This is a genomic window from Phaeobacter sp. NW0010-22, from assembly GCF_040365955.1.
In the GTDB taxonomy this organism is placed as follows: domain Bacteria; phylum Pseudomonadota; class Alphaproteobacteria; order Rhodobacterales; family Rhodobacteraceae; genus OMPR01.
This window is the reverse complement of sequence record NZ_BAABWT010000001.1, coordinates 813,934-839,445: the sequence shown is the minus strand read 5'-3', so window position 1 is coordinate 839,445 and position 25,512 is coordinate 813,934. Positions and strand designations below refer to the sequence as shown.

The 25,512-nt window shown below is 53.4% G+C and carries 21 protein-coding genes; 6 read left to right on the top strand and 15 right to left on the bottom strand.

Annotated features, from left to right (window positions below; genetic code table 11):
* Positions 1-110: 110 nt before the first annotated feature.
* Positions 111-2,798: an aconitate hydratase AcnA gene (gene acnA / locus ABWV33_RS03825; protein ID WP_353329158.1), complete on the top strand. Its 2,688-nt coding sequence runs from the start codon at positions 111-113 to the stop codon at positions 2,796-2,798.
* Positions 2,799-2,915: 117 nt separating this feature from the next.
* Complete coding sequence (locus tag ABWV33_RS03820; RefSeq protein ID WP_121999737.1) at positions 2,916-4,415, top strand: BCCT family transporter; 1,500 nt, start codon at positions 2,916-2,918, stop codon at positions 4,413-4,415.
* 85 nt (positions 4,416-4,500) lie between these two features.
* Here ABWV33_RS03820 and ABWV33_RS03815 read toward each other — a convergent pair whose 3' ends face one another.
* From ABWV33_RS03815 to yajC, 10 genes are all read right to left on the bottom strand, one after another.
* Entirely contained in the window at positions 4,501-5,040 is a 540-nt protein-coding gene (locus ABWV33_RS03815) for a DsbE family thiol:disulfide interchange protein (protein WP_353329157.1), read from the bottom strand.
* Positions 5,033-5,191, bottom strand: coding sequence for a heme exporter protein CcmD (ccmD, locus tag ABWV33_RS03810; protein ID WP_174217227.1), 159 nt, complete (start codon positions 5,189-5,191; stop codon positions 5,033-5,035). Before ccmD ends, ABWV33_RS03815 begins: the two co-directional genes overlap by 8 nt.
* Complete coding sequence (locus ABWV33_RS03805; RefSeq protein ID WP_164621536.1) at positions 5,188-5,961, bottom strand: heme ABC transporter permease; 774 nt, start codon at positions 5,959-5,961, stop codon at positions 5,188-5,190. Before ABWV33_RS03805 ends, ccmD begins: the two co-directional genes overlap by 4 nt.
* Positions 5,962-6,005: 44 nt before the next feature.
* Positions 6,006-6,662, bottom strand: a complete 657-nt coding sequence (gene ccmB, locus ABWV33_RS03800; RefSeq protein WP_113823130.1) for a heme exporter protein CcmB — start codon at positions 6,660-6,662, stop codon at positions 6,006-6,008.
* A complete protein-coding gene (ccmA, locus tag ABWV33_RS03795; RefSeq protein WP_353329156.1) occupies positions 6,659-7,273 on the bottom strand; it encodes a heme ABC exporter ATP-binding protein CcmA in 615 nt (204 codons plus the stop codon). Before ccmA ends, ccmB begins: the two co-directional genes overlap by 4 nt.
* A gap of 96 nt (positions 7,274-7,369) precedes the next feature.
* The gene (locus ABWV33_RS03790; RefSeq protein WP_113823128.1) at positions 7,370-7,723 is read right to left on the bottom strand and encodes an Mth938-like domain-containing protein; all 354 of its coding nucleotides are present in this window, start codon (positions 7,721-7,723) and stop codon (positions 7,370-7,372) included.
* 10 nt (positions 7,724-7,733) lie between these two features.
* Positions 7,734-8,441, bottom strand: a complete 708-nt coding sequence (locus ABWV33_RS03785; RefSeq protein ID WP_251134252.1) for a sulfite exporter TauE/SafE family protein — start codon at positions 8,439-8,441, stop codon at positions 7,734-7,736.
* A 40-nt stretch (positions 8,442-8,481) separates the two neighbouring features.
* Positions 8,482-9,450 carry a protein translocase subunit SecF gene (secF, locus tag ABWV33_RS03780; protein ID WP_353329155.1) on the bottom strand — a complete coding sequence of 323 codons (969 nt, stop codon included), beginning with the start codon at positions 9,448-9,450 and terminating at the stop codon, positions 8,482-8,484.
* A 1-nt stretch (position 9,451) separates the two neighbouring features.
* A complete protein-coding gene (gene secD, locus ABWV33_RS03775; RefSeq protein WP_353329154.1) occupies positions 9,452-11,113 on the bottom strand; it encodes a protein translocase subunit SecD in 1,662 nt (553 codons plus the stop codon).
* A 33-nt stretch (positions 11,114-11,146) separates the two neighbouring features.
* A complete protein-coding gene (gene yajC / locus ABWV33_RS03770; protein ID WP_113823124.1) occupies positions 11,147-11,431 on the bottom strand; it encodes a preprotein translocase subunit YajC in 285 nt (94 codons plus the stop codon).
* Between the two features lie 208 nt (positions 11,432-11,639).
* Between yajC and ABWV33_RS03765 the strand changes: the two genes are divergently transcribed.
* Together ABWV33_RS03765 and serS are read left to right on the top strand one after the other, a co-directional pair.
* Positions 11,640-13,307, top strand: a complete 1,668-nt coding sequence (locus tag ABWV33_RS03765; protein WP_353329153.1) for a mechanosensitive ion channel family protein — start codon at positions 11,640-11,642, stop codon at positions 13,305-13,307.
* Positions 13,308-13,388: 81 nt separating this feature from the next.
* The gene (serS, locus tag ABWV33_RS03760) at positions 13,389-14,681 is read left to right on the top strand and encodes a serine--tRNA ligase (protein ID WP_353329152.1); all 1,293 of its coding nucleotides are present in this window, start codon (positions 13,389-13,391) and stop codon (positions 14,679-14,681) included.
* A gap of 76 nt (positions 14,682-14,757) precedes the next feature.
* Here serS and ABWV33_RS03755 read toward each other — a convergent pair whose 3' ends face one another.
* The 5 genes from ABWV33_RS03755 to ABWV33_RS03735 all read right to left on the bottom strand — a co-directional run bounded on the left by ABWV33_RS03755 (position 14,758) and on the right by ABWV33_RS03735 (position 20,242).
* Positions 14,758-15,441 (bottom strand): helix-hairpin-helix domain-containing protein, encoded by a 684-nt coding sequence (locus ABWV33_RS03755; RefSeq protein ID WP_353329151.1) that lies wholly within the window; start codon positions 15,439-15,441, stop codon positions 14,758-14,760.
* Positions 15,442-15,542: 101 nt separating this feature from the next.
* Positions 15,543-16,499, bottom strand: coding sequence for a fatty acid desaturase (locus tag ABWV33_RS03750; protein WP_353329150.1), 957 nt, complete (start codon positions 16,497-16,499; stop codon positions 15,543-15,545).
* Between the two features lie 166 nt (positions 16,500-16,665).
* Positions 16,666-18,132 (bottom strand): ribosome biogenesis GTPase Der, encoded by a 1,467-nt coding sequence (gene der / locus ABWV33_RS03745; RefSeq protein WP_113823119.1) that lies wholly within the window; start codon positions 18,130-18,132, stop codon positions 16,666-16,668.
* A 48-nt stretch (positions 18,133-18,180) separates the two neighbouring features.
* Entirely contained in the window at positions 18,181-19,506 is a 1,326-nt protein-coding gene (locus tag ABWV33_RS03740) for a PQQ-like beta-propeller repeat protein (protein ID WP_353329149.1), read from the bottom strand.
* A gap of 64 nt (positions 19,507-19,570) precedes the next feature.
* Positions 19,571-20,242 (bottom strand): tetratricopeptide repeat protein, encoded by a 672-nt coding sequence (locus ABWV33_RS03735; RefSeq protein ID WP_353329148.1) that lies wholly within the window; start codon positions 20,240-20,242, stop codon positions 19,571-19,573.
* Between the two features lie 234 nt (positions 20,243-20,476).
* Between ABWV33_RS03735 and ABWV33_RS03730 the strand changes: the two genes are divergently transcribed.
* Both ABWV33_RS03730 and ABWV33_RS03725 read left to right on the top strand, forming a co-directional pair.
* Positions 20,477-21,724: an efflux RND transporter periplasmic adaptor subunit gene (locus ABWV33_RS03730; protein ID WP_121999750.1), complete on the top strand. Its 1,248-nt coding sequence runs from the start codon at positions 20,477-20,479 to the stop codon at positions 21,722-21,724.
* Positions 21,721-25,500 (top strand): efflux RND transporter permease subunit, encoded by a 3,780-nt coding sequence (locus ABWV33_RS03725; RefSeq protein WP_353329147.1) that lies wholly within the window; start codon positions 21,721-21,723, stop codon positions 25,498-25,500. Before ABWV33_RS03730 ends, ABWV33_RS03725 begins: the two co-directional genes overlap by 4 nt.
* The last annotated feature ends 12 nt before the right edge of the window (positions 25,501-25,512 follow it).

Below are 25,512 nucleotides of genomic sequence, written 5' to 3'. Positions count from 1 at the left end.
TAATTCAGAAGCAACCACCCCATGTTTGTCTCTTGAAACATCACACCGCGTGGGGCAACATTTCGTTAGCAAATCCCCATTTTCATGATTTTCCAGAGGGAGGCCATCTAATGCCCATCACCGTTGGACTGGATACAGCCAAGACGCGCAAGGATTTGAGCGTCAACGGAAAGACCATTTCTTATTTTTCAATCCCAGCCGCGACCGAAGCTGGATTGGGCGATTTCTCTGCCCTTCCCGCAGCGCTCAAAGTCGTTCTAGAAAACATGCTACGTTTCGAAGACGGTGGCTTTTCGGTCTCGGTTGATGACATCAAAGCCTTCGCTGAATGGGGTGCCAGTGGCGGCAAGAACCCTCGCGAAATCGCCTATCGTCCGGCCCGTGTGCTGATGCAGGATTTTACCGGGGTTCCTGCTGTTGTGGATCTAGCCGCGATGCGCGATGGCATCGTCAGCTTGAAAGGCAGTGCCTCAAAAATCAACCCGCTGGTCCCTGTTGACCTGGTTATTGACCACTCCGTCATGATTGATGAATTTGGCAACCCACGTGCATTCCAGATGAATGTGGATCGCGAATACGAACGCAATATGGAACGCTATCAGTTCCTGAAATGGGGCCAGAGCGCCTTTAACAATTTCCGCGTTGTGCCCCCTGGGACTGGTATTTGCCATCAGGTGAACGTTGAATATCTGGCCCAAACCGTTTGGACCGACACGGATCAAAACGGCGTCGAAGTCGCCTATCCTGATACCTTGGTCGGCACTGACAGTCATACCACAATGGTGAATGGCATGGCCGTTCTGGGTTGGGGTGTCGGCGGGATAGAAGCCGAGGCCGCTATGCTGGGTCAACCGATTTCAATGCTAATCCCCGAAGTTGTCGGTTTCAAGCTAACCGGCGCGATGGTCGAAGGCACAACCGGCACAGATCTGGTTCTAAAAGTCGTGGAAATGCTACGCGAAAAGGGCGTTGTCGGAAAGTTTGTTGAATTTTATGGCGACGGGCTAGACCGCCTACCGCTCGCTGACCGTGCCACCATTGCCAACATGGCACCGGAATATGGTGCAACTTGTGGGTTCTTCCCGATCGATGGTGAAACCCTCCGCTATATGCGCAACACCGGACGGGACGAAGACCGCCTGGCATTGATCGAAGCCTACGCTAAAGAAAACGGGTTCTGGCGCGGGGCGGATTACGCCCCTATCTATACCGACACTATGGAGCTGGATATGGGGTCTATCGTACCCGCAATTTCCGGCCCCAAAAGGCCTCAGGATTACGTCGCCTTAACGGATGCCAAATCTGCATTCCGTAATGAGATGGAACAGACCTTCAAGCGTCCAATGGGCAAAGAGATCGCTGTTAAAGGTGAAAATTACACGCTGGAAAGCGGTAAGGTTGTGATTGCATCGATTACATCATGCACCAACACCTCCAACCCCTATGTGATGATCGGTGCCGGTCTGGTGGCTCGCAAAGCTGCGGCACTGGGTTTGAATCGCAAACCTTGGGTTAAAACCTCTTTGGCACCGGGGTCGCAAGTTGTCTCCGCCTATCTGGAAGCGGCTGATTTGCAGGACGATCTGGATGCAATCGGCTTTAATCTCGTCGGTTATGGATGCACCACCTGCATCGGAAATTCCGGCCCGATACAACCCGAACTGTCCGAAGCCATTGCCGAAGGGGATTTGGTTGCGACCGCTGTTCTGTCCGGAAACCGCAACTTTGAAGGGCGTATTTCACCAGATGTGCGGGCCAACTATTTGGCGTCGCCTCCGTTGGTCGTGGCCTATGCCTTGGCGGGCACAATGGACATTGATCTGTCCAACGATCCGATCGCTCAGGACAAAAATGGCAATGACGTTTACCTGAAAGATATTTGGCCCTCGACCCACGAAATCGCAGAACTGGTCGAAAAGACCGTGACCCGTGAGGCCTTTTTATCGAAATATGCCGACGTCTTCAAAGGCGATGAAAAGTGGCGAAGCGTTGAAACAACCAACGCCGAAACCTATGACTGGCCCCCTGCTTCCACCTACATACAAAACCCTCCATACTTTCAAGGGATGAGCGACCAGCCTGGCACCATCAGCAATATTCATGATGCCAAGGTGCTTGCGGTGCTGGGCGATATGGTTACCACCGATCACATCTCACCCGCTGGCAGCTTTGCCAGCACGACCCCTGCGGGCCAATATCTGCTGGAGCGTCAGGTGCAGCCGCGCGAGTTTAACTCGTATGGGTCCCGTCGCGGCAATCACGAAGTCATGATGCGCGGCACCTTTGCCAACATCCGTATCAAGAACGAAATGCTGGATGGTGTCGAAGGTGGATATACCAAAGGTCCAGATGGCAATCAGACCTCAATTTACGATGCTTCAATGGCCTATCAGGAGGCAGGTACACCCTTGGTGATCTTTGGAGGGGTTCAATACGGCGCCGGGTCTTCACGGGACTGGGCCGCCAAAGGGACAGCCCTGCTGGGTGTCAAAGCCGTGATTGCCGAGAGCTTTGAGCGTATTCACCGCTCGAATCTGGTGGGCATGGGCGTTATTCCATTTGAATTCACAAATGGGGACTCGCGCAAAACATTGGGTTTGACCGGGGCGGAAACGGTCTCGATAAGCGGTTTGGACACCATCCAACCCCTGCAAGACGTGCCTTGTTCGATCACTTTCCCGGATGGTTCGGTAAAAGAGATTACGCTGAAATGTCGGATCGATACGGCCCCCGAAATCGAATACGTCGAACATGGCGGGGTTCTGCACTATGTCCTGCGCAACCTTGCGAAATCATAAGCGCGACACTTTGTGACAACTTTCAAAGCCCCAGATCACTTCTGGGGTTTTGTCCGTTCTGGACCTTTGGGCTGGACTTGGGCAAGCTCTACCCAAATCATGACGATGGAGTGTTCAATGCCCAAAGCCAATGCGCTTCTACTGTGCTCGCTCAGCGTCATAACCGTAATTGGGGTCTGGGGCATCGCCGATATTGATGGGTTAGTGACCTGGGCTAGTGCAATTGTTCAACAAACCTTCCATAGCCGGGGGTGGTTTGTGATGTTGGCTGCATCAACCATGCTTATCACCTGTCTGGCGCTTGCATTTTCCCCCTACGGCCGAATCCGCTTGGGCAAAGACGACGACCGCCCTGAATTCTCCACGGCCTCTTGGATTGCGATGTTGTTCTCGGCAGGTATGGGTGTTGGTCTGTTGTTCTGGGCCGTGGCCGAACCCCTGACACATTACAATTTCCTGCATAGTAAAGTTTCTACGCCCAACTCAGCACAGCAAGCGATGCTTGCCACCAACTTTCACTGGGGATTGCACGCTTGGGCAATCTATGGGTCAACTGCTCTGACCATTGCCTTTTTCAGTTTTCGACGGGGAACCGGAATGATGGTCGGAGCGCCCCTGGTTTCCTTATTTCCAGGCGAAAAGTGGGCACGGATCGTCGGCTGGTTTTCTGATTTCATGGCTATCATTGCGATCGCCATCGGGGTTGGTGGATCAATGGCGATGGGTATTTTTCAAGTGGCCGACGGGGTTTCTGCATTAGCAGATATCCAAGTAGGGAACATTTTGATCTGGGGCATTCTTTTGGTCATGGTCGCCTGCTATATCCCGGCTTTGTTAATCGACCTCGGGCAAGGCATGGCGCGACTCTCAAACGCTGCGATGGCCATCGCGATTGCGTTGGTCGCCTATACAATCATACTAGGCCCGACAGAGTTCTTGTTAAACACAGTCGTGCAAAGCTTTGGGGATTACGTCGCCAACGTGTTGCCACGCGGTTTTCAAACATTCCCATTTTACGGCACCAGCATGCATCAATGGTTCAGCGATTGGACTCTCACCTATATGGTCTGGTGGATTGCTTGGGGTCCATTTGTGGGGGTTTTTGTTGCCCGTATTTCCAAGGGTCGTACCATTCGAGAATTTGTCATCGGCGTTCTTTTCGCGCCCACTTTGTTCTCGATTGTCTGGTTCGGGGCATTTGGCGGCATTGGCCTGTTTGAAACCATCAACGGAGCTGGCGAGCTGCTTCAAATGACACAAACCAATGTCGAACGCGTCACCTTTGGTTTGCTCGATCGATTGCCATTTTCAGGTCTCACAACGCTTGCCACCGTTATTGCCGCGTTTTTGTTTATTGTGACCAGCGTTGTCAGCGCCGCCTTTGTGCTTGGTACTTTTTCAACCGGCGGCGACCCGAACCCACCACCCCGAATTCGGCTCATCTGGGGTGTTTTGCTTGGCGTTCTGAGTGTGGCGATGATCCTATCCGGCTCGGTAGAATCGGTGAAAATCCTGATTTCACTCGGTGCCTTACCCTTCGTCTTTATTTCAGTTCTACTGTTGGTGTGCCTGATACGTGGCCTGCGAGAAGAAGGAATGCCACATGCTGATCGGTGATCTGACAGATACACTCATGAACCTGACAACTTTTGCCTTCATCGGTGCAATGGTTTGGATCTTGTTGCGTTAAGGGCTGGCGATACTATTGGCCAGCCGCTTTTTTCAACGCAGGGCGGATTGTCTTTTCAATGACCCGTTGGGTGATCGGCCCGGCAAATCGTAAAACAATCGTTCCTTCACCGTCGATAACGTATGTCTCAGGGACGCCATACACCCCCCAATCCAACGCCATGCGGCCCTTCTCGTCCCGCCCGATGGCGGTATAGGGGTCTCCTAAGTCCTTCAGGAACCCATCGGCCTGCGCCAGTGTATCTTTATAGTTCACTCCATAAATCGGAATGCCCTCTTCCGACAAAAGGTCTAGATTTGGATGTTCGACCCGGCACGGCGCGCACCAACTGGCCCAGTAATTCACAAGCTTAACCGTGCCATCACGAAGCGTTTCGTCAGTAAATCCCGCCTTGCCCGGAAAAGCCGTCAAAACAACCGGCGGAGCCAACTGCCCTTCACGAGCGGATGGCAAAGCTTCTGGATCCTCACGAAACATGCCCACTGCAGCCAGCGCGACAAAGGCCCCAAAGATCAACGGGGGCGCCAACATCAAAGGCGAAACCTTAGCCATGCCGTGACATCCTTTGTTCTACCTTGGCTAATTCAGCACGCACTCTGCGCCCACGCCACAGACTGAAAGCAACCAAAACGACCAGCAATACGATAGACGCTGCATAAGCAGAAAGAACCGTATCCCCATATTTCCCAAGATTCGGCATCATGAGCCAACCCTTTCGCGCGCCAACAAAGCATTAACCCGACGGGCCCGAATTTCGGTTCCAGTACGGTACAGCACCAATGCAATGAACAATAAAACAAAGCCAATCATGCAAACCAGCAACGGAAAGAAAAAGACATTGCTGACCTTTTCAGTTGTATCAGACCCCGTGATGGCCCCGGCTCGCATGACCGAAGCGCCCTGATGCAAACCTTGGTTCCAGAAATTGACCGCATATCGGCTCAGCAGTGCAAAAACACTGCCCACCAAACATAGAACAGAGGTCAAATCAGCGGCGGTATCCGGGTTATCAATCGCTTCCCAAAGCGCCATGTATCCCAAATAAAACAGAAACAAGATTAGGAAAGACGTAAGACGCGGATCCCATTCCCACCATGTTCCCCACATGGGCTGCCCCCAGATGGCGCCGGTAACCAAAGCGATAATCGTCATGACAGCGCCAACCGGTGCCGCTGCGCGAGCTGCAAGCGCGCTTACATGATGACGACGCACCAGCCAAATCAATGAGGTCAGCAACATCATCAACCACGCATTAATGGCCATCAATGCGGCTGGCACATGCAGATAGATAATCTTGACCGTAGACCCCTGACGGTAGTCATCGGGCGTAAAGAAGAACCCCCAGATTAACCCCACAGCAAGAAATGCTGCAGACAGAATCCAAAACACTGGCAACACGCGCTCTGTCGTAGCCAGGAATTTTTTCGGGTTGGCGTATTCCCAGAAGGAATTGAGCTTGGATGAGATCGACATATTTGGTTTCTAGCCCGTCTGGCTGGGGTCTACAATTCACATCATTAGCGCAGATTGACGCGCAACACTGCAGCGCTGGCAAATGGTAACAAGGCCACGCAAGCAGCCGTAATTCCTGCTAACATCAACAAGGGTGTGGAAATATCCATCCCCAATGCCCCACGGCGCGCGGCTTCGGATCCAAAAATTAGGGTCGGCACGTATAGAGGCAACACAAGCAAAGACAGCAAAAGCCCGCCCCGTTTCAATCCCACGGTCAATGCGGCCCCGAAAGTGCCAATCACGGACAGGGCCGGCGTCCCCAACAACAACGAAGTCACCAAGGCCGCGTATCCTGATGGCGACAGATTCAAAAGAACCCCCAGAACCGGTGCGGCCAACACCAACGGCAACCCCGTCGTGATCCAATGCGCCAAAGCTTTGATCGTCACAACCGCCTCCAGCGGCAGCGGGGCTGTGGCCAGCAAATCAAGCGATCCGTCTTCCCAATCCAAAGCGAGCAATCGATCCAAGGACAGAAGACACGCCAGCAGCGCCCCAAGCCACAAAACCCCCGGCGCAATTGTTGAGAGCAAACTGGATTCCGGCCCAACAGAAAATGGCACCATGACTGTTACGATAAGGAAAAAGGCCAATCCAAGGCCAAATCCGCCACCGGCCCGCAGCGCCAGTTTCAGATCTCTCAATAACAAAGCGATCATAAAAACCCCTCATCGAAGTCATCTAACGATTTGGGTTTGGCCTTATAGGGCCCGACATCCAGCACATCCCCATCAAGCCCCAGATCAATATGCGTCGCAATCAACGCTGAACCGCCCGTAGAGAGATGCGAGCGTACCGTATCTGCAAACATCTGAACCGCAGACACATCCAGTGACACGGTAGGCTCATCCAAAATCCAGATTGGGCGTTCGGTGACAAGCAATCGTGACAACCCCAATCGCCGCTTTTGCCCTGCAGACAAATTGCCCGCATGGCGATCTACCAAATCTGTTAGGGCAAAGGCATTCAACGCCGCATCAATGCCGCTGGCACCAAACACACTCGCCCAAAACTTCAGGTTCTCTGACACGCTGAGTGTTGGCTTAATGCCATCGGAATGCCCGGCATAGGCAATCGTTTCGTCACCGCCTGTGATCGTTCCCGAAAGCGGTGGTTGCAGCCCCGCCAAGGTTCGCAACAAAGTTGTTTTACCAACGCCATTGGGGCCTCTCACAATCAACGCTTTACCCGGTTGCAATTCAAACCCAACCCCTTCGAGCACGGGAACACCGCCACGGGCGATAGCAAGATCAGAAACAGTCAGTGTCATGACACTCGCTTATCCCATTGGTGGTAAGGGCAAAAGGTGGGATTTGCCGCAGGTCGGTATCGGTCCGCTGCAAAACAACCGAAATACCTAAGCCCTTTAAACCGGCAATATCGCCAAAGCGATCCGCCTGCCCTCAGACAGCAAAACATTATAGGTGCGACAAGCGGCAGGTGTGCTCATGGGTTCGACACCTAATCCCGCCTCTTCCAGCGTTTGGCGCATCTGCGCTGGCAGATGGGCAACTTCGGCCCCGGTTCCGACAAAGAGAACATCAACCTGACCGACCAAGGTCAGCAAAACATCGACATCCTCGTATCCGTTCCATGATTGCGTACCAGACGGCCCTGTCAGAATGGCACCCTGCTGAACCTGCCCACCGATACGAAAGAAACCTGGCCCGTACCCATCGATGGGCTGGGCATCGGTATACGTGACCTCATTCAAGCGCATTTTTCATTCCTTAATCCAGAACTGGCAATCCAGAAATCACCGCTATCCCTATCACAGAATAGGCCGCCATACGATAGATCCCCTCAAAGCTGGGGCGAAACAGTGCCTGCCCCACCATCGCAGTCGTCAAATAGGGAACGCACAGGATGGCCGAGACCCAGATCATATCCATTCGAACCTCACCATTCCAAAGAAGATTGCACAGGATGATGACATCGGTTGCGGCCAAAAACAGGATCGTATTGGCGCGGACAGACTCAACACTGCGACGTGCATTCGCGAGGTAGAAAATAATGACAACTGGGCCCGTCATTCCACTAAGGCCGCCAACGATTCCTGCTCCGCCACCAATCGCCAAACGACCGGGCAAGCCAAGTCGACCTTCGTAACGCCAGCCAGTTATTACAGCGGCAAGTGTTACTGTAACTATCCCAGCGACGACCCAACGCAATGTAACGGGGTCAAGCTGCCCAATGATCCAATATCCTATGGGGACCGTTAACAGTGTTGCCAACACAAGAATTGAAACTTCGCTATGATCTGCCTTGCTCCATGCGCGTGGCAACAGAGCCGCAGCAGAAGCAATGCCGGTGAAGACGATGATGGTGATGACATCCACCATGGGGATGAACTGCGTAGCCACAGGCACGAAAATCAGGGCCGAGCCAAACCCGGTAAACCCCCGCACCAAGCCTGCGACCAAGAAGGTCGCAGCCATCCACGTGAGTCCCGGAGTTGAGAGCGCTACAGTTAACGCCTCAGGCATCAATGTTGGCAAACTGATTGCCAGAAGTATTCGATGGCTTGGACCAATCGCGCTTAACACCCAATTTCAGCAGGATTGTCGAAGCGACAAAAACCGACGAATACGTCCCAACTATCACGCCCCAGATCATCGCAAATACAAAGCCACGGATCACGTCGCCGCCCAGAACATAAAGCGAAATCAACGCCAACAACGTTGTAACCGAGGTCATAACCGTCCGGCTGAGGGTTTCGTTGATCGAGATATTCAAAACTTCTTTCAGCTCTTTCTTTTTGTATTTGCGCAAGTTTTCCCGCACTCGGTCAAACACAACCACAGTATCGTTGAGCGAGTAACCAACAATTGTCAGAAGCGCCGCAATAATGGCCAAATCAAAGCGGATCTGAAGTTCAGAGAACACGCCAATCGTCAGGACAACATCATGTACCAGCGCCGCAACCGCTCCCAAGGCAAACTGCCACTCAAAACGCAGCCAGATGTAAATCAGAACGGCCCCAATCGCGAGAGCGACAGCCAAAACTGCAGTCTGAATCAATTCCCCGGATACCTTTGGCCCAACTGACTCGACCGAGATGAACTTGATGTCAGGCGCGACAGCCTTCAAAGCAGCCTGAACGTCACGCACCATATCCGCACTCACGGACTCGGTGTCTGCCTGGGCCTGGATCCGGATCATCGCAACGTTTTCGTCTTCGTCGAATGTTGGATCAAACACTTCGGTGATCGTCACATCGCCCAAACCCAACGGTTCAATGGCGCCGCGATACACGGAGACATCAACCACCTGCGGGCTTTCGGTCCGGATCGTGGTCCCGCCCCGAAAGTCGATACCAAAATTCAAACCCTGATACATGAACGAAGCAAACCCCAGAACCATCATCAGTGCAGAAAGCCCAAGCCAGATTTTCCAGCCACTAAAGAAATCGAAATTCGTTTCCTTGGGAACAAGTCTCAGACGCATATCACACCTCGATCGTTTTTGGACGGCGGCGTTCAAACCAGATCACAATCATCAGCCGCGTGACGAAGATCGCTGTAAAGACCGAGGTCAGGATACCCAGACCCAAAGTGATCGCAAATCCGCGCACCGGGCCAGAGCCCATAGCGAACAAGATCACCGCAGTAATGAAGGTCGTGATGTTGGCATCCAGAATGGCAGACAGAGCCTTTTCATACCCCAACTCAATGGCGCGGCTAGGTCCTTTGGCCGTCTTCAATTCTTCGCGAATACGTTCAAAGATCAGCACATTCGCATCAACAGCCATACCAACCGTCAAAACAATACCCGCAATCCCCGGCAACGTGAGCGTTGCCCCAATTGCAGACAGCAAGCCAAAGATCAGCGCGACGTTCAGGATCAATGCCACATTGGCAAACAAGCCGAACAAACCGTAGCTGAGCGCCATAAACACAAGCACCGCCGCAAATGCGATAATCGTTGCGACTTTACCTGCATCAATGCTGTCTTGTCCCAATTCTGGGCCGATGGTTCGTTCTTCGAGGAAATTCAAGCCTGCTGGCAAGGCCCCTGCCCGAAGCAAAACGGCCAAGTTGGTGCTTTCTTCGACGGTAAAGTTTCCGGTGATGATCCCAGAACCACCCGGGATATGCGATTGGATGACCGGGGCGGAAACCACCTCATCATCCAGAACAATCGCAAACGGGCTGCCGATGTTTTCAAGCGTATAGTCACCGAATTTGCGCGCACCAGAGGTGTTAAAACGGAAATTCACCGCGGGTCGGCCGTTTTGGTCAAACGCGGGTTGCGCATCAACCAATTCTTCGCCGGTCACCACTGGGGCCGCTTCGACAGTATAAAAGATCCCTTCATCATCCAGCGATGGGATCACCTTGTTGCCAACGCCGGCAGCAGCATCTTCGTCGGTTCCGCGCGATACAACGGGATTGAACGAAAGCTGTGCTGTTGTCCCGATAATCTCTTTCAACTCCGAGGCGCTACCGATGCCAGGTACCTGAATCAGGATGCGATCAGCACCTTGACGTTGGATCGTAGGCTCGCGTGTACCAACCTCATCAATCCGGCGTCGTACGATTTCCAGTGCTTGTCGTACAGTTCGGTCATCCGATGCCAGCTTTTCTGCCTCGGACAGTTGGACCACGATGATGGACCCTTCGCTGCGCACTTCGATGTCGTAAGACCCCACCCCGGACAGGGATTGGATCGGACGGGCCAAGCCACGTACAACTTCCAAGGCCCGAGACATACCCTCAGGTTTGGTGATCTTGATCCGAATCTCATCCGCTTCGGAAGGTTGTTTGCGGATCGAACCAACGGTCCCGCGCTCAGGGCGCAGTGCATCACGCACTTCTGGCCACATGGCCTCCATCCGGCTGGCGTAGACATCGTCGACCTGAACCTCGGCAAGCAAATGCGCACCACCGCGCAGATCCAAACCCAAATTCACCAATGATGAGGGCATCCAACTGGGCCATTGCCCAGCTTGTAGCGTCAACTCAGACGTAGCACCGCCCAGCTCAATCGCTGAGACGGCGTCGTTGCTCTGTTCTACACGCGTGTAGAACGCATTCGGCAGGGCCATCGCTAAACCGGCCAAACAGACCAGCCAGATGAGAACCCGCTTCCAGGTGTCGATTTGCAGCATTACCCTGCCTTTTGAATGTGTTAGAGGTCAGAGTTACTTGGCAGGTTCGGTCTTGCTGACAACCTGAGCAAGCGTGGCTTTGACCACACGCACTTTGACGCCCTCGGCGATTTCTACTTCGATTTCGCCATCTTCTTTGACCTTGGCAACCTTACCGATCAAACCACCCTGGGTGACAACCTGATCTCCACGACGTACGGCATCAACCATCGCCTGATGCTCTTTTACTTTTTTCTGCTGCGGGCGGATCAGCAAGAAATACATGATCGCAAAAATAAGAATGAGCGGAAGAAACTGACCGAGTGCGCCAACGTCCATGGGATATTCCTTTGTTCAGAGGCAAGGGGCATTCCCCCCGCAAATTTGCCGGGAACCTATGCGCTGATCCGGGGGTTTGCAAGAGAACCCGTGCTCCCGGATAAACTCATTGCACGACAGAAGTCCCACAATCGCAAAAAGTTCTGAAAGATAGCCATTGGCCCGTCTTCCGGCCGGGGTATAGTCCACTCATTACAGGAGGCCTCCCATGATCCAACTGCTTCGTTTTTTGCTGACCGTGCTGGCGGCGGTTGCGGTCTTTTCTAATGGGCCTTTGCTGGCTCAAGAAGCCTCGCCAACTGCTCCTGCGACACAAGCCGAACAAACCGAAGATACCGAAGGTATCTTTAAATCCCCAGTCATCGTTGATGGCAATCAGCTTTTCTATCTTCGCGGGTCAAGCGCCCTTCCCGCTTCTACCCGGGTCGCATTTGTTCAGGACCGCATCATTGCATTGGCCGAAACATCCAACACAGACACGGTTGTTATCACAGAAAATATAACAGACCTGGGAATTGTCCTGTTTGCTAATGGACAGGAAATCACTGTTGTAACCTCATCGGATGCCGAGCTGGAGCAAATGGACATCGCGGTGTTGGCACAACTTCAAGGCGAGGCAATCCGCAAAGCGATTTTAAGTTACCGAACTGACAGGTCCGACGAAGCGCGCGTATCGGGTGCAATTGACGCGATATTGTGGATCGCCGGATTTTCTTTGTTTTCGTTTATTCTGATCTGGTTGCGGCGAAAGCTGAAACATAGGATCACCAAGGTGGTTCACCGCCATTTTGCGGATGTGGAAACCGCAACAAATGCTCAGGTACAGGCCGAAGCCATTGCGGCCCTAATCCGGTTTGGTGTGAACTTTGTTCTGCTGGCGATATTCTTTCTCGGCACCTATTACTTCTTGTCCTTTGTGCTGCTCGCGTTTGCTGAAACACGTTATATCGCGCAAATCTTGTTGACCTATGTGACCGTTCCGGTCCTGAACATCATTCTTGGGTTTTTTAGATACATCCCTGACATGATCACTTTGGCTGTCATCGCATTGATGACCCAGTACATTATTAAGGGCTTTCGGGTCTTTTTCGATGCAGTAGAAGCCGGTAGCTTCGATCTGGGCGATTTCGAACGCCATTGGATCAATCCAACGTTTAACATCATACGCGCAGTGGTCATCTTGATCGCGCTTGTTTTCTCTTTCCCCTACATCCCCGGATCGGACAGCGCCGCCTTCCAAGGCTTGACCCTGCTCATTGGGGCAATGCTCTCTCTTGGGTCCAATTCGGTTGTTGGTAACATTCTATCAGGACTCTTTGTAATCTATCGACGCTCGACCAGCATCGGCGATCGCATCCAGATCGGCGAACATGTTGGAGATGTTGTGCAAATCAAACTGATGGAAACACATCTAAAATCGATCAAGAATGAGCTCATATCGATCCCCAACGCCCAATTGTTGAATTCCGAAGTTATCAACTACACCAAAAAGGTCGATGGAAGTGGTCTGCTTGTCCACACAACTGTGGGCATTGGATACGAAGAGCCCCCGGAAAAGGTAGATGCAATGCTCATCGAAGCTGCTCATCGAACCAAAGGCCTCAAAAACCGGCCCGAGCCTTTTGTGTTGTGGTCGGCTTTGGCGGATTACGCGACGAATTACCAGATCAACGCCTACACCACGCGTGGCGCATCTATTCCGCGCATCAAATCGGATTTGCATCGTAACATTGTTGCAGTTTTCACCGAAAACCATGTCCAGATCATGACACCCTCGTACATCGCCGATCCGGCAGAACCCAAAATCCCGGATCACAAATGGAATGGGCAACTTGCACACGAAGAACAGTTGGCTACAGTAGAGAAAGCCGACTGATGGCGCAATCAGGCGCTACCCCCCGCCAAAGAGATAAGGCATAACCGGGCTCAGTGAATCACACATTCAAGGACCCAAGACATGCATGACATCCGCGCCATTCGCGAAAACCCTGCCGCCTTTGACGCTGCCCTGGCGCGGCGTGGGGATGCGGCAATGTCAGAAGAGCTTTTGGCGTTGGACTCGGAGCGCCGCACCAAAATTCAAGCTGCGGAAACGGCACAGGCAGAACAGAACAAAGCATCAAAAGAAGTCGGTGCCGCCAAAGGGCGTGGCGACGAGGATGAGTTCCAACGGTTGCGTGCGCTCGTTGCCGAGAAAAAGGCCGAGATTGCAGCCATGCAGTCCGACGCCAAGGATTTGGACGCCCAGCTGACTGACAAGCTTGCGCGTATAGCCAATGCCCCCGCCCAAGATGTACCCGAAGGGGCTGACGAAAACGACAACGTCGAGGTCAACCGCTGGGGAACTCCGGCAGAGCTTGATTTTGAAGCCAAGGAACATTTCGATATTCCTGCAGTGTCCGCATTAATGGATTTCGAAACCGCTGCCAAAATTTCAGGCAGCCGTTTTGTGCTGCTCAAGGGCGCGGTGGCTCGGGTTCATCGGGCACTGGCTCAGTTCATGATCGACACGCACGTGGACCAAAATGGCCTGACCGAAGTCCAGACGCCCGTTTTGGTGCGCGATGAGGCGATGTACGGAACCGACAAGCTGCCTAAATTCGGCGAAGACAGCTATCAGACCACGAACGGTTGGTGGTTGGTGCCGACATCCGAAGTTCCGTTGACCTATTCGGTTGCCGGTGATGTGCTGGAAGCCAGCCAATTGCCGATCCGCATGACCGCACACACACTCTGCTTTCGGTCCGAGGCCGGATCCGCAGGACGTGATACATCCGGCATGCTGCGCCAGCACCAGTTCGAAAAAGTCGAGATGGTCTCTATCACCCACCCAAATGAGTCCGATGCAGAACAAAAACGCATGTTGCGTTGCGCCGAAGATCTGTTGGAGCAATTGGGCGTCCCCTATCGCACAGTGATCCTGTGTACAGGCGATATGGGATTTGGCGCGCGCCGCACCTTTGATATCGAGGCTTGGTTACCCGGCCAGAACGCCTATCGCGAAATCTCTTCGGTTTCGACTACTGGAGATTTTCAGGCCCGTCGCATGAATGCCCGGTTCCGCCCCGAAGAAGGTGCAAAACCTGAATTCGTGCACAGCCTGAATGGATCTGGTCTTGCGGTTGGCCGCTGCTTGATTGCCGTTCTAGAGAACGGTCAGAACGCGGATGGAACAGTGACCTTGCCAGACGTTCTGGCACCCTATCTTGGTGGAAAGCAGACGATGACCTTAGAAGGTAATCTCGTTTGAACGCATGCGCCAAGCTCTTTTGCGGAGCTTGGCGTTTTCAAGGCATGAGAAAATCCTGTACCTGAGCAGGTACGCTCTACTTTTTGCTTTTAGCAGATTTTTTTTTCTTACCTTTAGACTGACCACACTTACCCTTCTTCGCCTTGCCATCTGATTTGGTAGCTTTGTCTGACTTGGTTTTCTTGTCAGTCTTTTTGTCCTTGTCGGCCTTATCTTTTTTGGATTTTTCCTTTTTGGCCTTGGCTTTCGCCTTCACTTTCTCTTTTGCCTTAGAAAATTTCCGTTCCAACTTTGCTGCTTGTTTTGCAGCTTTATCTGCTTTGGACTTTGCTTTGGCTTTTTTCTTAGCTTTGGCTTTATCGGCTTCAGCCTCTTTCTGAGAAGCCTTCATTGCGACCGGTTTTTCTTGGGCTTTCTGGGGCGTCGTATCATTCGGAGCAGGCGTTGCCTTTGCAGCGGTTTTAGGTGCCGCAGCAGCCTCTTGCTTTGCGGAAGGGCTGGGGCGGACGCGTGGGGACTTACGGACGGCAGGTCTCCTGCGCTTCGCAGGAGTGGCCGGTTTTGGTGCAGCGGTGACCTCAGATGAAACCTCAACAGCAGCAGCAATCAAAGCGGGGGCGCGCGCCGCGCCAATTCCAGGCACTTTTAGCAAAGTCTCTTGTGCGGTGTTGGCCAATGCCTGCGCCGTCTTGATCCCATGGGAGATCAGAGAAGCGGCGAGTGTTGGCCCAACTCCACGTACATCTTTAACTGAGCTCATCTCTCATCCTTTCATAACATGCTGACCCGTTACTCATTTTGTATATACAAAAGATATACCATAGGCAAGCTTCAGCACGCAAACGTGCCAAAACCCCAATTTTAGAGCGACGGAAACGGAACCAATCTCATTTTGTCTTCATCCCAAAGCTTGAGGTTCAGCGCGGCCACCGCCTCGGGGAATTTAATCCTCCGCGGAGCATATTCTGGAGGGAGCCCATAGTGGCAAGCCCGCAGCCGATAGGACGGAATGCGCGCGTTGAAATGGTGCATGTCGTGCAAAGTGATACAGGCAACTGCCAGATCGAAAGCCCACCCAAAATCAAGTGCTGAAGACCCCTGCAATGCTGCTATTTGTGGGTCCAGATCGGGGCGCCGATCCCAATAGGTATCTTCAAAATTATGCTGCAAGTAGACAAGAAAGACGCCAAGCATCCCCCCTAGCAAAGAAAATGCGAGCCAAATCACAAGCCCTGTCCATCCGGCAATCGCATAGAGGGCGATCAGCCCACAAACAATCACCGCATTATGCATGAGCACCCCAGCAACACCAAAGCGAAGCGTATTCTTAGGCCAACGGTAGCGGACGAAGTATGTGAACAACGCCCCAACTGGCACAAGTATGAAGGGGTTTCGATAAAGCCGATACCACAGACGTGTCCGGGCCTTGGCGGCATACCATTCCTTGACCGTCATCGTGTGGACTTCGCCCGACTCTCGATGATCCAAGTTCCCAATGCCCGCATGATGCAGGTTATGGTTCTGTTTCATGACTTCAAAAGGGGCGAACGTGAAGGGGGACAGAATGTGCCCCGCAATCTCGTTTTGCTGCCGTGTTTCAAACAGCGAATGATGGCCGCAATCGTGCTGCAACACGTATAAACGCACCGCCGCAATTGCAAACATCACCCCAGCCGGCAACAGAATGAACCAATAATCTGAAAACCAGATCGCCAAAGCAAGCGCTGCAAAGTAAACCGCGAAGGTTCCCAAAAAACTGATAGCTGCCAGCCTGTTATCTTTAATACAATATTGCCGTGTATATTCTCTTAGGTCCACGCCTACCCTCCCCGGTTGGCCTGCGCCAAAAGGTGTGATCTCTAAAAAACTAGCAAGGTTCAAAGGTTATGCAAGTTTTTCAGGGCAAACTTAATGCATGCGCCCCCTAAAAAAGAAAAACAGCCCCCGAACCGAGAGCTGTTTTTAGTTTTCCAAAGTGCAAATCTTAGCGTCTGCGTCCGTCTGTATGTTTTCGCAATTTGCTCGGTGCGTTCTTCTTACGGCCCTTGTACGGGTTTTTGTCGTTTTGGGACCGCAGCGTCAGCCGGATGGGTGACCCTGGCATATCAAAGTCCTGACGCAACCCATTCACCAGATACCGGTTATAGCTTTCCGGCATCTTGTCTGGGTGGGAACACATTACAACAAATCCGGGCGGGCGCGTCTTGGCCTGCGTCATGTAGCGCAGCTTGATACGCTTGCCTTGTGGGGCTGGTGGTGGGTGCTGCTCAAGCATCCCGATCAACCACCGGTTCAACGCAGCTGTTGGCACACGCCGGTTCCAGACGTCATAGGATCGCAAGATGGCGTCATGCAATCGATCGAGACCTCGACCCGTCTTGGCAGATACAGTGATCAGCGGAGCGCCACGCAATTGCGGTAGCAAACGTTCGAAAGATTCTTTCAAATCCTTCAACTTTTCCTGCTTTTCGTCTTCGATGTCCCACTTGTTCACAGCGATAACAACGGATCGACCTTCGCGCTCTGCCAGATCTGCGATCCGCAGGTCTTGCTGTTCAAAGGGGATCGCTGCGTCAAGCAGAACAACCACAACTTCGGCGAATTTGACGGCGCGCAAACCATCGGAAACGGAGAGCTTTTCGAGCTTTTCCTGAACCTTGGCCTTTTTGCGCATACCGGCAGTATCAAAGATCCGCATGGGGGTTTCACCCCACGTCGTACGCAGGCTGATTGCATCCCGTGTAATGCCGGCCTCGGGGCCGGTAAGCAGGCGGTCCTCGCCAACAATTTTGTTGATCAGAGTCGATTTACCTGCGTTTGGACGCCCCACAACGGCAACTTGCAAAGGCTTGGCGTTGGTAATTGGCGGGGCTTGAAAGAACCCGTTTTCATCCAGTTCTTCTTCGTCCAGATCCACGTCCGTTTCGGGGGCATCATCAACTTTGGTTTCGCTCAACGTATCGATGATGGGCATCAAATGGCTGTAGAGATCATTCATCCCTTCGCCGTGTTCAGCAGAAAGACGAATCGGTTCCCCTAACCCCAGAGAATACGCTTCGATCACCCCTGCATCTGCGGCAGAGCCTTCGCCCTTATTCGCAGCAAGGATGACATGCGCAGACCGCTTGCGCAGGATTTCGGCGAAGATCTGATCCGTGGGGGTTACCCCAGTCCGGGCATCGATCATGAACAGGCAGATGTCAGCCATATCCACAGCGCGTTCGGTCAATCGCCGCATACGCCCCTGCAAACTGTCGTCGTTCGCATCTTCCAATCCGGCGGTATCAATCACGGTAAACCGGAGATCGCCAAGACGCGCCTCTCCCTCGCGCAAATCGCGCGTCACGCCAGGTTGGTCGTCGACCAGAGCAAGGCGCTTACCTACAAGGCGGTTAAACAACGTGGATTTGCCCACATTAGGGCGCCCCACAATGGCGAGGGTCAGGGACATGGCACTATCTTTGTAAGACTCAGACGCGCCGTGTAGCGCATCTTGGCGTCAACGGAAAGCGTACAGTTGGCCTTTTGCACCGACAACGTACAAAGTGTTGCCTGCAACGACCGGTCCACTCGTCGCCCCGTTTGGCACAGGGACCTGTGCCGTCATGGTACCATTTTCCGGATTGAAGAACCGGATATTGCCATCACCCGAGGCAACGATCACCCGACCACCTGCCAGGATAGGACCATAATTCGCATAGCTTGCGCCCCGTTTACCGGGCTTGTCCTTGACAAAGCCGGGCAATTCCTTGGCCCAAATCACAGTCCCGTCAGAGGCATTCATCCGAACCAGCTGGTTGCGATCGCTCACTAGGAAAATACTATCTCCTGCGGGCCAAATTGGCCCCAAAGCCCCTTCATCAGCGGTCCAAAACCGTTCACCCGACACTGCATTCAACGCAACGGTTCGTCCAGAATGGTTGCCCACAAATACACGTTTTCCAGAGACGACCGGGCTGCCGGTCACATCCCCGATCAAAGCCGATGCACGTCCTTTGCGCTGACCGGACACCGAGGATGTCCATCGTCCAAGGCCACCCTTTTTGAAACTGGCCGAGATATCTCCGGATCCAAACGCAAAAATGGCCAGATCAGAAGTCAAAGCCGGAGCCGGAGCCCCCAAAACATTACCGACACTCGGGGTTCCCTGAATTTGCCAGGCAATACGGCCATCTTTGGTGCGGATCGCCCAACCGGTGTCATCCCCGGCGACCAGATAGATTAGCCCATCACGAATAGTCGGGGTTCCACTGCCTGTAGCATTCAGTTTCTGCTGCCACCGCTGTTGGCCGGATTTGGCATCCAATGCGGTGAGAAGGCCATACCCAGAGGACACATAAAGCACACCGTCAGCGTAGGCCATGCCACCGCCAGTCGCCTGCCCTTCTTTTTCTCCGGCTGGCACAAGATCAGTTGACCACACTGCACCGCCGCCAGATGAAACCGCGCTGACACGTCCGGCGGAGTCCAATGTATAAATCAAACCGCCCGCAACAACAGGGCTTGCGGTGATGCGCTGCCGACGTGAATTCCCCTCCCCAATATCTGCGGACCAAACCAACTGTGGTGAGGGTCGTAAGGCAGGGTGTGCAACACGAAAGGCTTCAGTCCCGAAACTCTGTGGCCAGCTTTTGTTGGAAGTTGGCGCAGCCAATCGAATTGGCTTGGACTCAGACGGCAAACCCAAAGTTGCCGGCTCACCCGAGCCTCGAATATTCTCTCTTTGTCCTGGCAGGATGATTTCGGGCTCGCCACAAGCGCCAAGCATCAACAAAGTCGTCCCCATCAAGGCGAGGCCGCCACGTGTCAGAGAAAAATATGCCATATTCAAGTCGCCTGTCTTTTTATTCGAACCGTTCTGCTAGCTCCAAGCAGCGATACTTACTGGATCACCCTTGTTGACCTGGAAGCGCTTCGGGCTTTCCACCCAGAGCCACAATCAACTGGCTTGCGCGTTGTTGCAAGTCTGCGGTCACCTCGGAGTCCTGCAAAATGTTTTGCAAGCGTTCTTCGCCCGCTGCAATGTCCCCTTCGGAGATATCAATCAGAGCAAGCTGCTCTTCTGCAAGCAGACGCAAAGGCGCACCCGGCTGGGCCAGGGCTTCGAACTGTTGGCGGCGGTCATTGACCGACAAACTATCACCTTGCAACGTCAGCGCCTTAAAGCTGGCGATTTGACGGTAGATCACAGGAAGATCCCCGTCCGAGGCGACTTTGTTCAGCCCCGCGATCGCGGCCTCTACCTGTTCTGAATTTGATTTTGCTGTTGCAACAAGCATCTCAACAACTGCGGCCCCACCAGGGGTTCCGGCCTGAACCTTTGACAAAGTGGAGGCCCGGCCCTCGGCGTCATTTTCAGCCAAGGCGGCAATGATATCGTCACCCAACTTTTGAGATTGCGCTGTCGCCTGTGATTTACTGTATTCATTATAAGCGGCCCCGCCCACAATAGCGACCACAGCAAGGGCGCCGATCCACCCATACCGACGTAGCATTAGGAACATACGGTCACGCCGTACTTCTTCGGTCACCTCATCAATGAAGCTGTCGGTGTCGCTCATAGCCGCCCTCGGTTCGATACAGTTTGTTGGCCTCTCATACCGCGCCCCATGCCGCAAGCCAAGGGCTGCTGAACGTTCAATTTGGCAGCTGAGGCGTTACAGCTTAAAAAAATATTTCTGAACTGGTTGGTTTAGTATAGACATCTCGCAGATCAAACCCCATGTCACAGTCCCATATGGCACTGAAATTTTCTGCAAATGCCGTTTGAATAAGACACTCTAGAAAGGCGCGTCATGCGATTGATCCCACTCCTTACAGCCATTTTGGTCTCTGTAGGTTTGTATTTTCTCGTTTTTGATCGGGAAACTCTACTTGCCTTTGCCAAAGCCGATGCGACTGTAACTGACACTGACACTGACGCCCCTTCTAACGCCGAGGGCAGCATCGCACCTGAGATCGCTCAGAGTGACGCCATTCGTGTGGTGGTTCTGCGTTCCACAGCCCGAGAGGTCGACAATGCCGTTATATTGCGCGGTCAAACCAAGGCTGTGCGCCAAGTCGAAGTTCGCGCGGAAACAACCTCGACCGTCATTTCTGAACCCAAACGCAAAGGTGCGTTTGTCGAAGCCGGCGATCTTATGTGTGAACTTGATCCTGGGACTCGGTTTGCAAGCCTTGCTGAAGCAAAGGCCCGCAAAATCGAAGCCATGAGCCGCGTCCCAGAATCCGAAGCCCGCCTTGACGAAGCCAAGGCGCGGTTGGACGAAGCCCTGATAAACAACAACGCTGCAAAGAAGCTGTCAGAAGGTGGGTATGGCTCTGAAACGCGCCGGATCGCCAGCGAAGCCGCGGTTCGTTCTGCAGAGGCAGGCATTGCAACGGCGGAATCCGGTTTGGAAGCCACCAAGGCCGGCATCGAGGCTGCCACTGCTGCTGTCGCGGCCGCACAGCGTGAAATAGACCGCATGACGATCACTGCGCCATTCCGAGGCTTGTTGGAAAGTGATACGGCTGAACTCGGCAGCTTGATGCAGCCCGGATCCCTCTGCGGGACCATCATCCAACTCAACCCCATCAAGGTCGTTGGGTTTGTGCCGGAAACTTCGGTGAACCGTGTTGTTGTCGGATCAATGGCCGGTGCCCAGCTTATTTCCGGTCTGCAGGTTCAAGGGCGCGTGACCTTCCTGAGCCGGTCTGCCGATGAAACAACGCGGACCTTCGAAGTTGAAGTAACCGTTCCGAATCCCGAATTGCTTATTCGGGATGGCCAGACAGCCACGATCGCGATTTCAGCTGCCGGCGCCAAAGCGCACCAAGTGCCGCAATCCGCCCTGACCCTCAACAACGATGGTCAATTGGGGGTACGCACCGTCGGCACCGACAATGTCGTGGATTTCATGCCCGTTAAACTGCTGCGTGATGACACTAAGGGGGTCTGGCTGGATGGGTTGCCAGAAACTGTAGACGTCATCGTGATGGGACAAGATTTCGTCACCAAAGGGGTGACTGTTACGCCAACCTACCGGGAGGCCGCCCAATGATTGGAATGGTGGATTGGGCCGCCGCGCGTGCGCGGATGGTCCTTGCCTTTATCTTGCTGTCTCTTCTGATTGGTGGGTTTGCTTATGTGAACCTGCCCAAAGAAGGTGAGCCAGACATTGAGATCCCTGCTTTGTTTGTTTCGGTGCAATTCCCGGGCATTTCGGCAGAAGACAGTGAAAGCTTGCTGGTCAAGCCGATGGAGACGGAACTTGCCGATCTCGATGGGCTGAAAAAAATGACCTCGACTGCTGCCGAAGGGTACGCTGGGGTCGCTTTGGAATTCGAATTTGGATGGAATAAGACCGCCATTACCGCTGATGTGCGGGATGCGATGAACTCAGCTCAGGCCGAGTTCCCAGACGGCTCTGAACAATATAGCCTTGAAGAGCTTAACTTTTCCGAATTCCCGATCGTTATCGTCAACCTGACAGGTGCGGTTCCTGAGCGCACAATGGCGCGTATCGCCAAGAACCTGCAGGATGACCTGGAAGCCTTAGATTCCGTCCTTGAGGCGGGCATTGCGGGCAACCGGGATGAAATGCTCGAAGTGGTGATCGACCCCTTACGGCTCGAAGCGTACAACGTCACCGCGGTTGAGCTGATCAATGTCGTCAAAAACAACAACCAGCTGATCGCAGCGGGTGAGATCGAGTCAGATCAGGGCACGTTCTCGGTCAAAATCCCAGCCTCGTTCAAAACGGCACAGGATGTGTACGGGTTGCCAATCAAGACCAATGGCGATCGTGTCGTGACGTTGGGCGAACTGGCCGAGATCAACTACACATTTGAGGATCGCAAAGGCACCGCCCGCTTTAACGGAGAGGCCACAGTCGCCTTGCAAGTGGTCAAGCGCAAAGGTTTCAACCTGATTGATACCGTCGATGCGGTAAAGGTCGCCCTAGCGAAGGCCCAGAGTGAATGGCCTCCAGAGTTGCAGGCCGCTGTAGACGTCGGCACTTCGAACGATCAGAGCCGCGTTGTCGGTTCGATGGTGAGCCAACTTGAAGGGTCTGTATTGACCGCAATTGCATTGGTTATGATTGTTGTACTTGCCTCGCTCGGGAGCCGTGCTGCCCTGTTGGTTGGTTTTGCAATCCCAACCTCGTTCCTATTGTGTTTTGCCCTGCTCGCTTTGATGGGGATCTCCATCTCAAACATTGTGATGTTTGGTTTGATCCTTGCGGTTGGCATGTTGGTAGATGGCGCGATTGTGGTCGTTGAATACGCCGACAAACGCATCAAACAAGGCGTTGGCCCGATGCACGCCTATGTCGAAGCGGCACAGCGCATGTTTTGGCCTATTGTCAGTTCTACAGCGACAACGCTCTGTGCGTTCCTGCCCATGCTGTTCTGGCCCGGCGTTCCCGGAGAGTTCATGGGAATGCTGCCTGTCACCTTGATCTTTGTTCTATCTGCCTCTCTTGTTGTGGCTCTGATCTATCTTCCTGTTATGGGCGGTGTATCAGGCCGTATGAGCCGTTTTTTCAACAACATGTCCGAATGGTTGCGAGCGAGCACACCTTGGGTCGTGCGTGCTGCTCTGGTTCCCGTGGCGCTGTTCACAATGTTTGTAGGGGCCATGCAATTGCTCAACCCCACATACATCATGCCCGCCGAAGCTAGCGGGGGCACAATCGTAGGAGCATTCATCTTCCTGATCGGGGCGTTTGCCGCATCGGTCACTTTGGGGGCAGCGCAGTATCAGCGGAAAGAAAAGCAGGTTGAAACATCGCAAGGGCATTCATCCTTTGGGCACATTATCAAGTTCATCGTGGGCAACCCGATCATGCCCATCGTGTCGATTGCTGCTGTTTTCGCTGCTGTGTTCTATGTGGTCACCGTCTTGTTTCCCGCGAATTCTCGCGGGGTTGAATTCTTTGTTGAGAGCGAGCCGGAACAGGCAACCGTCTATGTCCGTTCACGCGGGAACGTCTCGCTGACAGAAACCGATCAAATGGTTCAGCAGGTCGAAGAAGTCATCAGCGCCCACCCTGCGGTCATCAACGTCTTTGCCTTTGCTGGCGAAGGGGGATTGGATACCGGCGGCCCCGGTCAGCGGGCCCCCGGTGATACAGTGGGCCAAGTTCAGTTCGAAATCATCCCTTGGGAAGACCGCCCAACAGCCCGCGAAAGCTGGTTCTTTGGAAAGTTGGAGCGCGACATCACCGCCCCCGCGTTTGACGGAAACTTTGTGATCGATCAGTTGAACGCTGAATTGGTAAAATTGCCCGGTTTCGAGGCTGAAATCGTGGCTCTTGAGCAAGGTCCCGGTTCGGGTAAACCTGTACATTTGCGCCTGAAGGGGCAAAATTGGGATGACCTCAAAGCAGCGACAGACCTTGCGCGGACTACATTCGAAGATACGCCTGGCCTGTTCACAATCGAAGACAGCCTGCCCCTGCCCGGCATTGATTGGCAAATTGACGTAGACGTCGCCAAAGCGGGTCGCTTTGGTGCGGATGTGGCCACCGTTGGCGCCATGGTGCAGCTGGTGACACGCGGGATCCTGCTGGACACGATGCGCGTCGACACGTCTGATGACGAGATTGAAATCCGTGTCCGTCTACCTGACGAAGATCGGGTTCTCAGCACTTTGGACACACTCAAGGTGCGGACCCCTGACGGGCTGATCCCGCTTTCAAATTTCATCACGCGCAAGCCTGTTGAGCAACTGGCCAAAATCAGCCGCGTGGACCAAGAACGCTTTTTCGATATCAAAGCCGATGTCTTGAGCGGGCTGAGTAAAGTTGCGATCAAAGGCGAAGACGGATCAGAGACCCGCTTGGCCGTGGTCAAATCCATCCCCGAAGGCCAAAGCCCCACCGGACCTACAATCGAAAGCGAAAATGGGGTCCCGTTTGAATTGGTAACGCTGACCAACTCCGACAGCATTGAGGCGCTTCGAGAGGCTCTGGCAGACCAAGGCGCGCGCGTTATTCCAATCAATGCCACTGAACGGATCGCTGTCTTGACCGAATGGCTGGAAACGGATCCGTTTCCAAGTTCTCTCAGCTGGGAGTGGACCGGTGATCAGGAGGAGCAAGAAGAATCTGGAGCCTTCTTGGTCCGCGCCTTTGCCGGGGCCTTGGGATTGATGTTCATTATCCTGCTGACCCAATTCAACAGCTTCTACAACTCGGTGCTTGTTTTGTTGGCGGTGGTTCTGTCGACGACAGGGGTTCTGATCGGCATGATGGTGATGCAGCAACCGTTCTCGATCATTATGACCGGGACGGGGATTGTTGCCTTGGCTGGAATTGTGGTGAACAACAACATTGTTCTGATCGATACCTATCAGGAATTCAGCAAATATATGCCTCGGATCGAGGCCATCATTCGCACTGCAGAACAACGTATCCGTCCAGTTTTGTTGACAACGATCACAACAATGGCTGGTTTGACGCCGATGATGTTTGGCTTGTCTCTGGATTTCTTGGGAGGTGGGTACTCCATCGACAGCCCCACTGCTCTGTGGTGGAAACAACTTGCCACGGCTGTTGTGTTTGGTTTGGGAATTGCGACGATCCTGACATTGATTGTCACGCCATCTTTCCTAGCCTTGCGCGTTTGGGTGTCGACTTACCTGATCTGGATTGGCCGGTTGCTAGCACGCCTCACATCGGGGCGGTCTAGTCGGATTGCAAAGGACATGCGCCTGAACAAATCGGCCAAAAAGCTAAAAGCAACCGAGATTATCTGGGATGAACCGCAAGAAAGAGGCCCGACTGATGTCGCAATCCTTCCTGCGGATGGCACGCTGAAAGCAGCCGAATAGTTAAACAGAACA

Bases quoted from the DNA above. Each gene is read 5' to 3' on its own strand.
- acnA (WP_353329158.1), top strand. From the start codon at position 111: ATGCCCATCACCGTTGGACTGGATACAGCCAAGACGCGCAAGGATTTG.
- secF (WP_353329155.1), bottom strand. From the start codon at position 9,450: ATGCGTCTGAGACTTGTTCCCAAGGAAACGAATTTCGATTTCTTTAGT.
- ABWV33_RS03765 (WP_353329153.1), top strand. From the start codon at position 11,640: ATGATCCAACTGCTTCGTTTTTTGCTGACCGTGCTGGCGGCGGTTGCG.
- der (WP_113823119.1), bottom strand. From the start codon at position 18,132: ATGTCCCTGACCCTCGCCATTGTGGGGCGCCCTAATGTGGGCAAATCC.
- ccmB (WP_113823130.1), bottom strand. From the start codon at position 6,662: ATGATCGCTTTGTTATTGAGAGATCTGAAACTGGCGCTGCGGGCCGGT.
- ABWV33_RS03815 (WP_353329157.1), bottom strand. From the start codon at position 5,040: ATGGCTAAGGTTTCGCCTTTGATGTTGGCGCCCCCGTTGATCTTTGGG.
- ABWV33_RS03820 (WP_121999737.1), top strand. From the start codon at position 2,916: ATGCCCAAAGCCAATGCGCTTCTACTGTGCTCGCTCAGCGTCATAACC.
- ABWV33_RS03790 (WP_113823128.1), bottom strand. From the start codon at position 7,723: ATGCGCTTGAATGAGGTCACGTATACCGATGCCCAGCCCATCGATGGG.
- ABWV33_RS03805 (WP_164621536.1), bottom strand. From the start codon at position 5,961: ATGTCGATCTCATCCAAGCTCAATTCCTTCTGGGAATACGCCAACCCG.
- ABWV33_RS03785 (WP_251134252.1), bottom strand. From the start codon at position 8,441: ATGGCTGCGACCTTCTTGGTCGCAGGCTTGGTGCGGGGGTTTACCGGG.
- ABWV33_RS03740 (WP_353329149.1), bottom strand. From the start codon at position 19,506: ATGGCATATTTTTCTCTGACACGTGGCGGCCTCGCCTTGATGGGGACG.
- ABWV33_RS03735 (WP_353329148.1), bottom strand. From the start codon at position 20,242: ATGAGCGACACCGACAGCTTCATTGATGAGGTGACCGAAGAAGTACGG.
- yajC (WP_113823124.1), bottom strand. From the start codon at position 11,431: ATGGACGTTGGCGCACTCGGTCAGTTTCTTCCGCTCATTCTTATTTTT.
- ccmA (WP_353329156.1), bottom strand. From the start codon at position 7,273: ATGACACTGACTGTTTCTGATCTTGCTATCGCCCGTGGCGGTGTTCCC.
- ABWV33_RS03755 (WP_353329151.1), bottom strand. From the start codon at position 15,441: ATGAGCTCAGTTAAAGATGTACGTGGAGTTGGGCCAACACTCGCCGCT.
- serS (WP_353329152.1), top strand. From the start codon at position 13,389: ATGCATGACATCCGCGCCATTCGCGAAAACCCTGCCGCCTTTGACGCT.
- ccmD (WP_174217227.1), bottom strand. From the start codon at position 5,191: ATGATGCCGAATCTTGGGAAATATGGGGATACGGTTCTTTCTGCTTAT.
- ABWV33_RS03725 (WP_353329147.1), top strand. From the start codon at position 21,721: ATGATTGGAATGGTGGATTGGGCCGCCGCGCGTGCGCGGATGGTCCTT.
- ABWV33_RS03730 (WP_121999750.1), top strand. From the start codon at position 20,477: ATGCGATTGATCCCACTCCTTACAGCCATTTTGGTCTCTGTAGGTTTG.
- secD (WP_353329154.1), bottom strand. From the start codon at position 11,113: ATGCTGCAAATCGACACCTGGAAGCGGGTTCTCATCTGGCTGGTCTGT.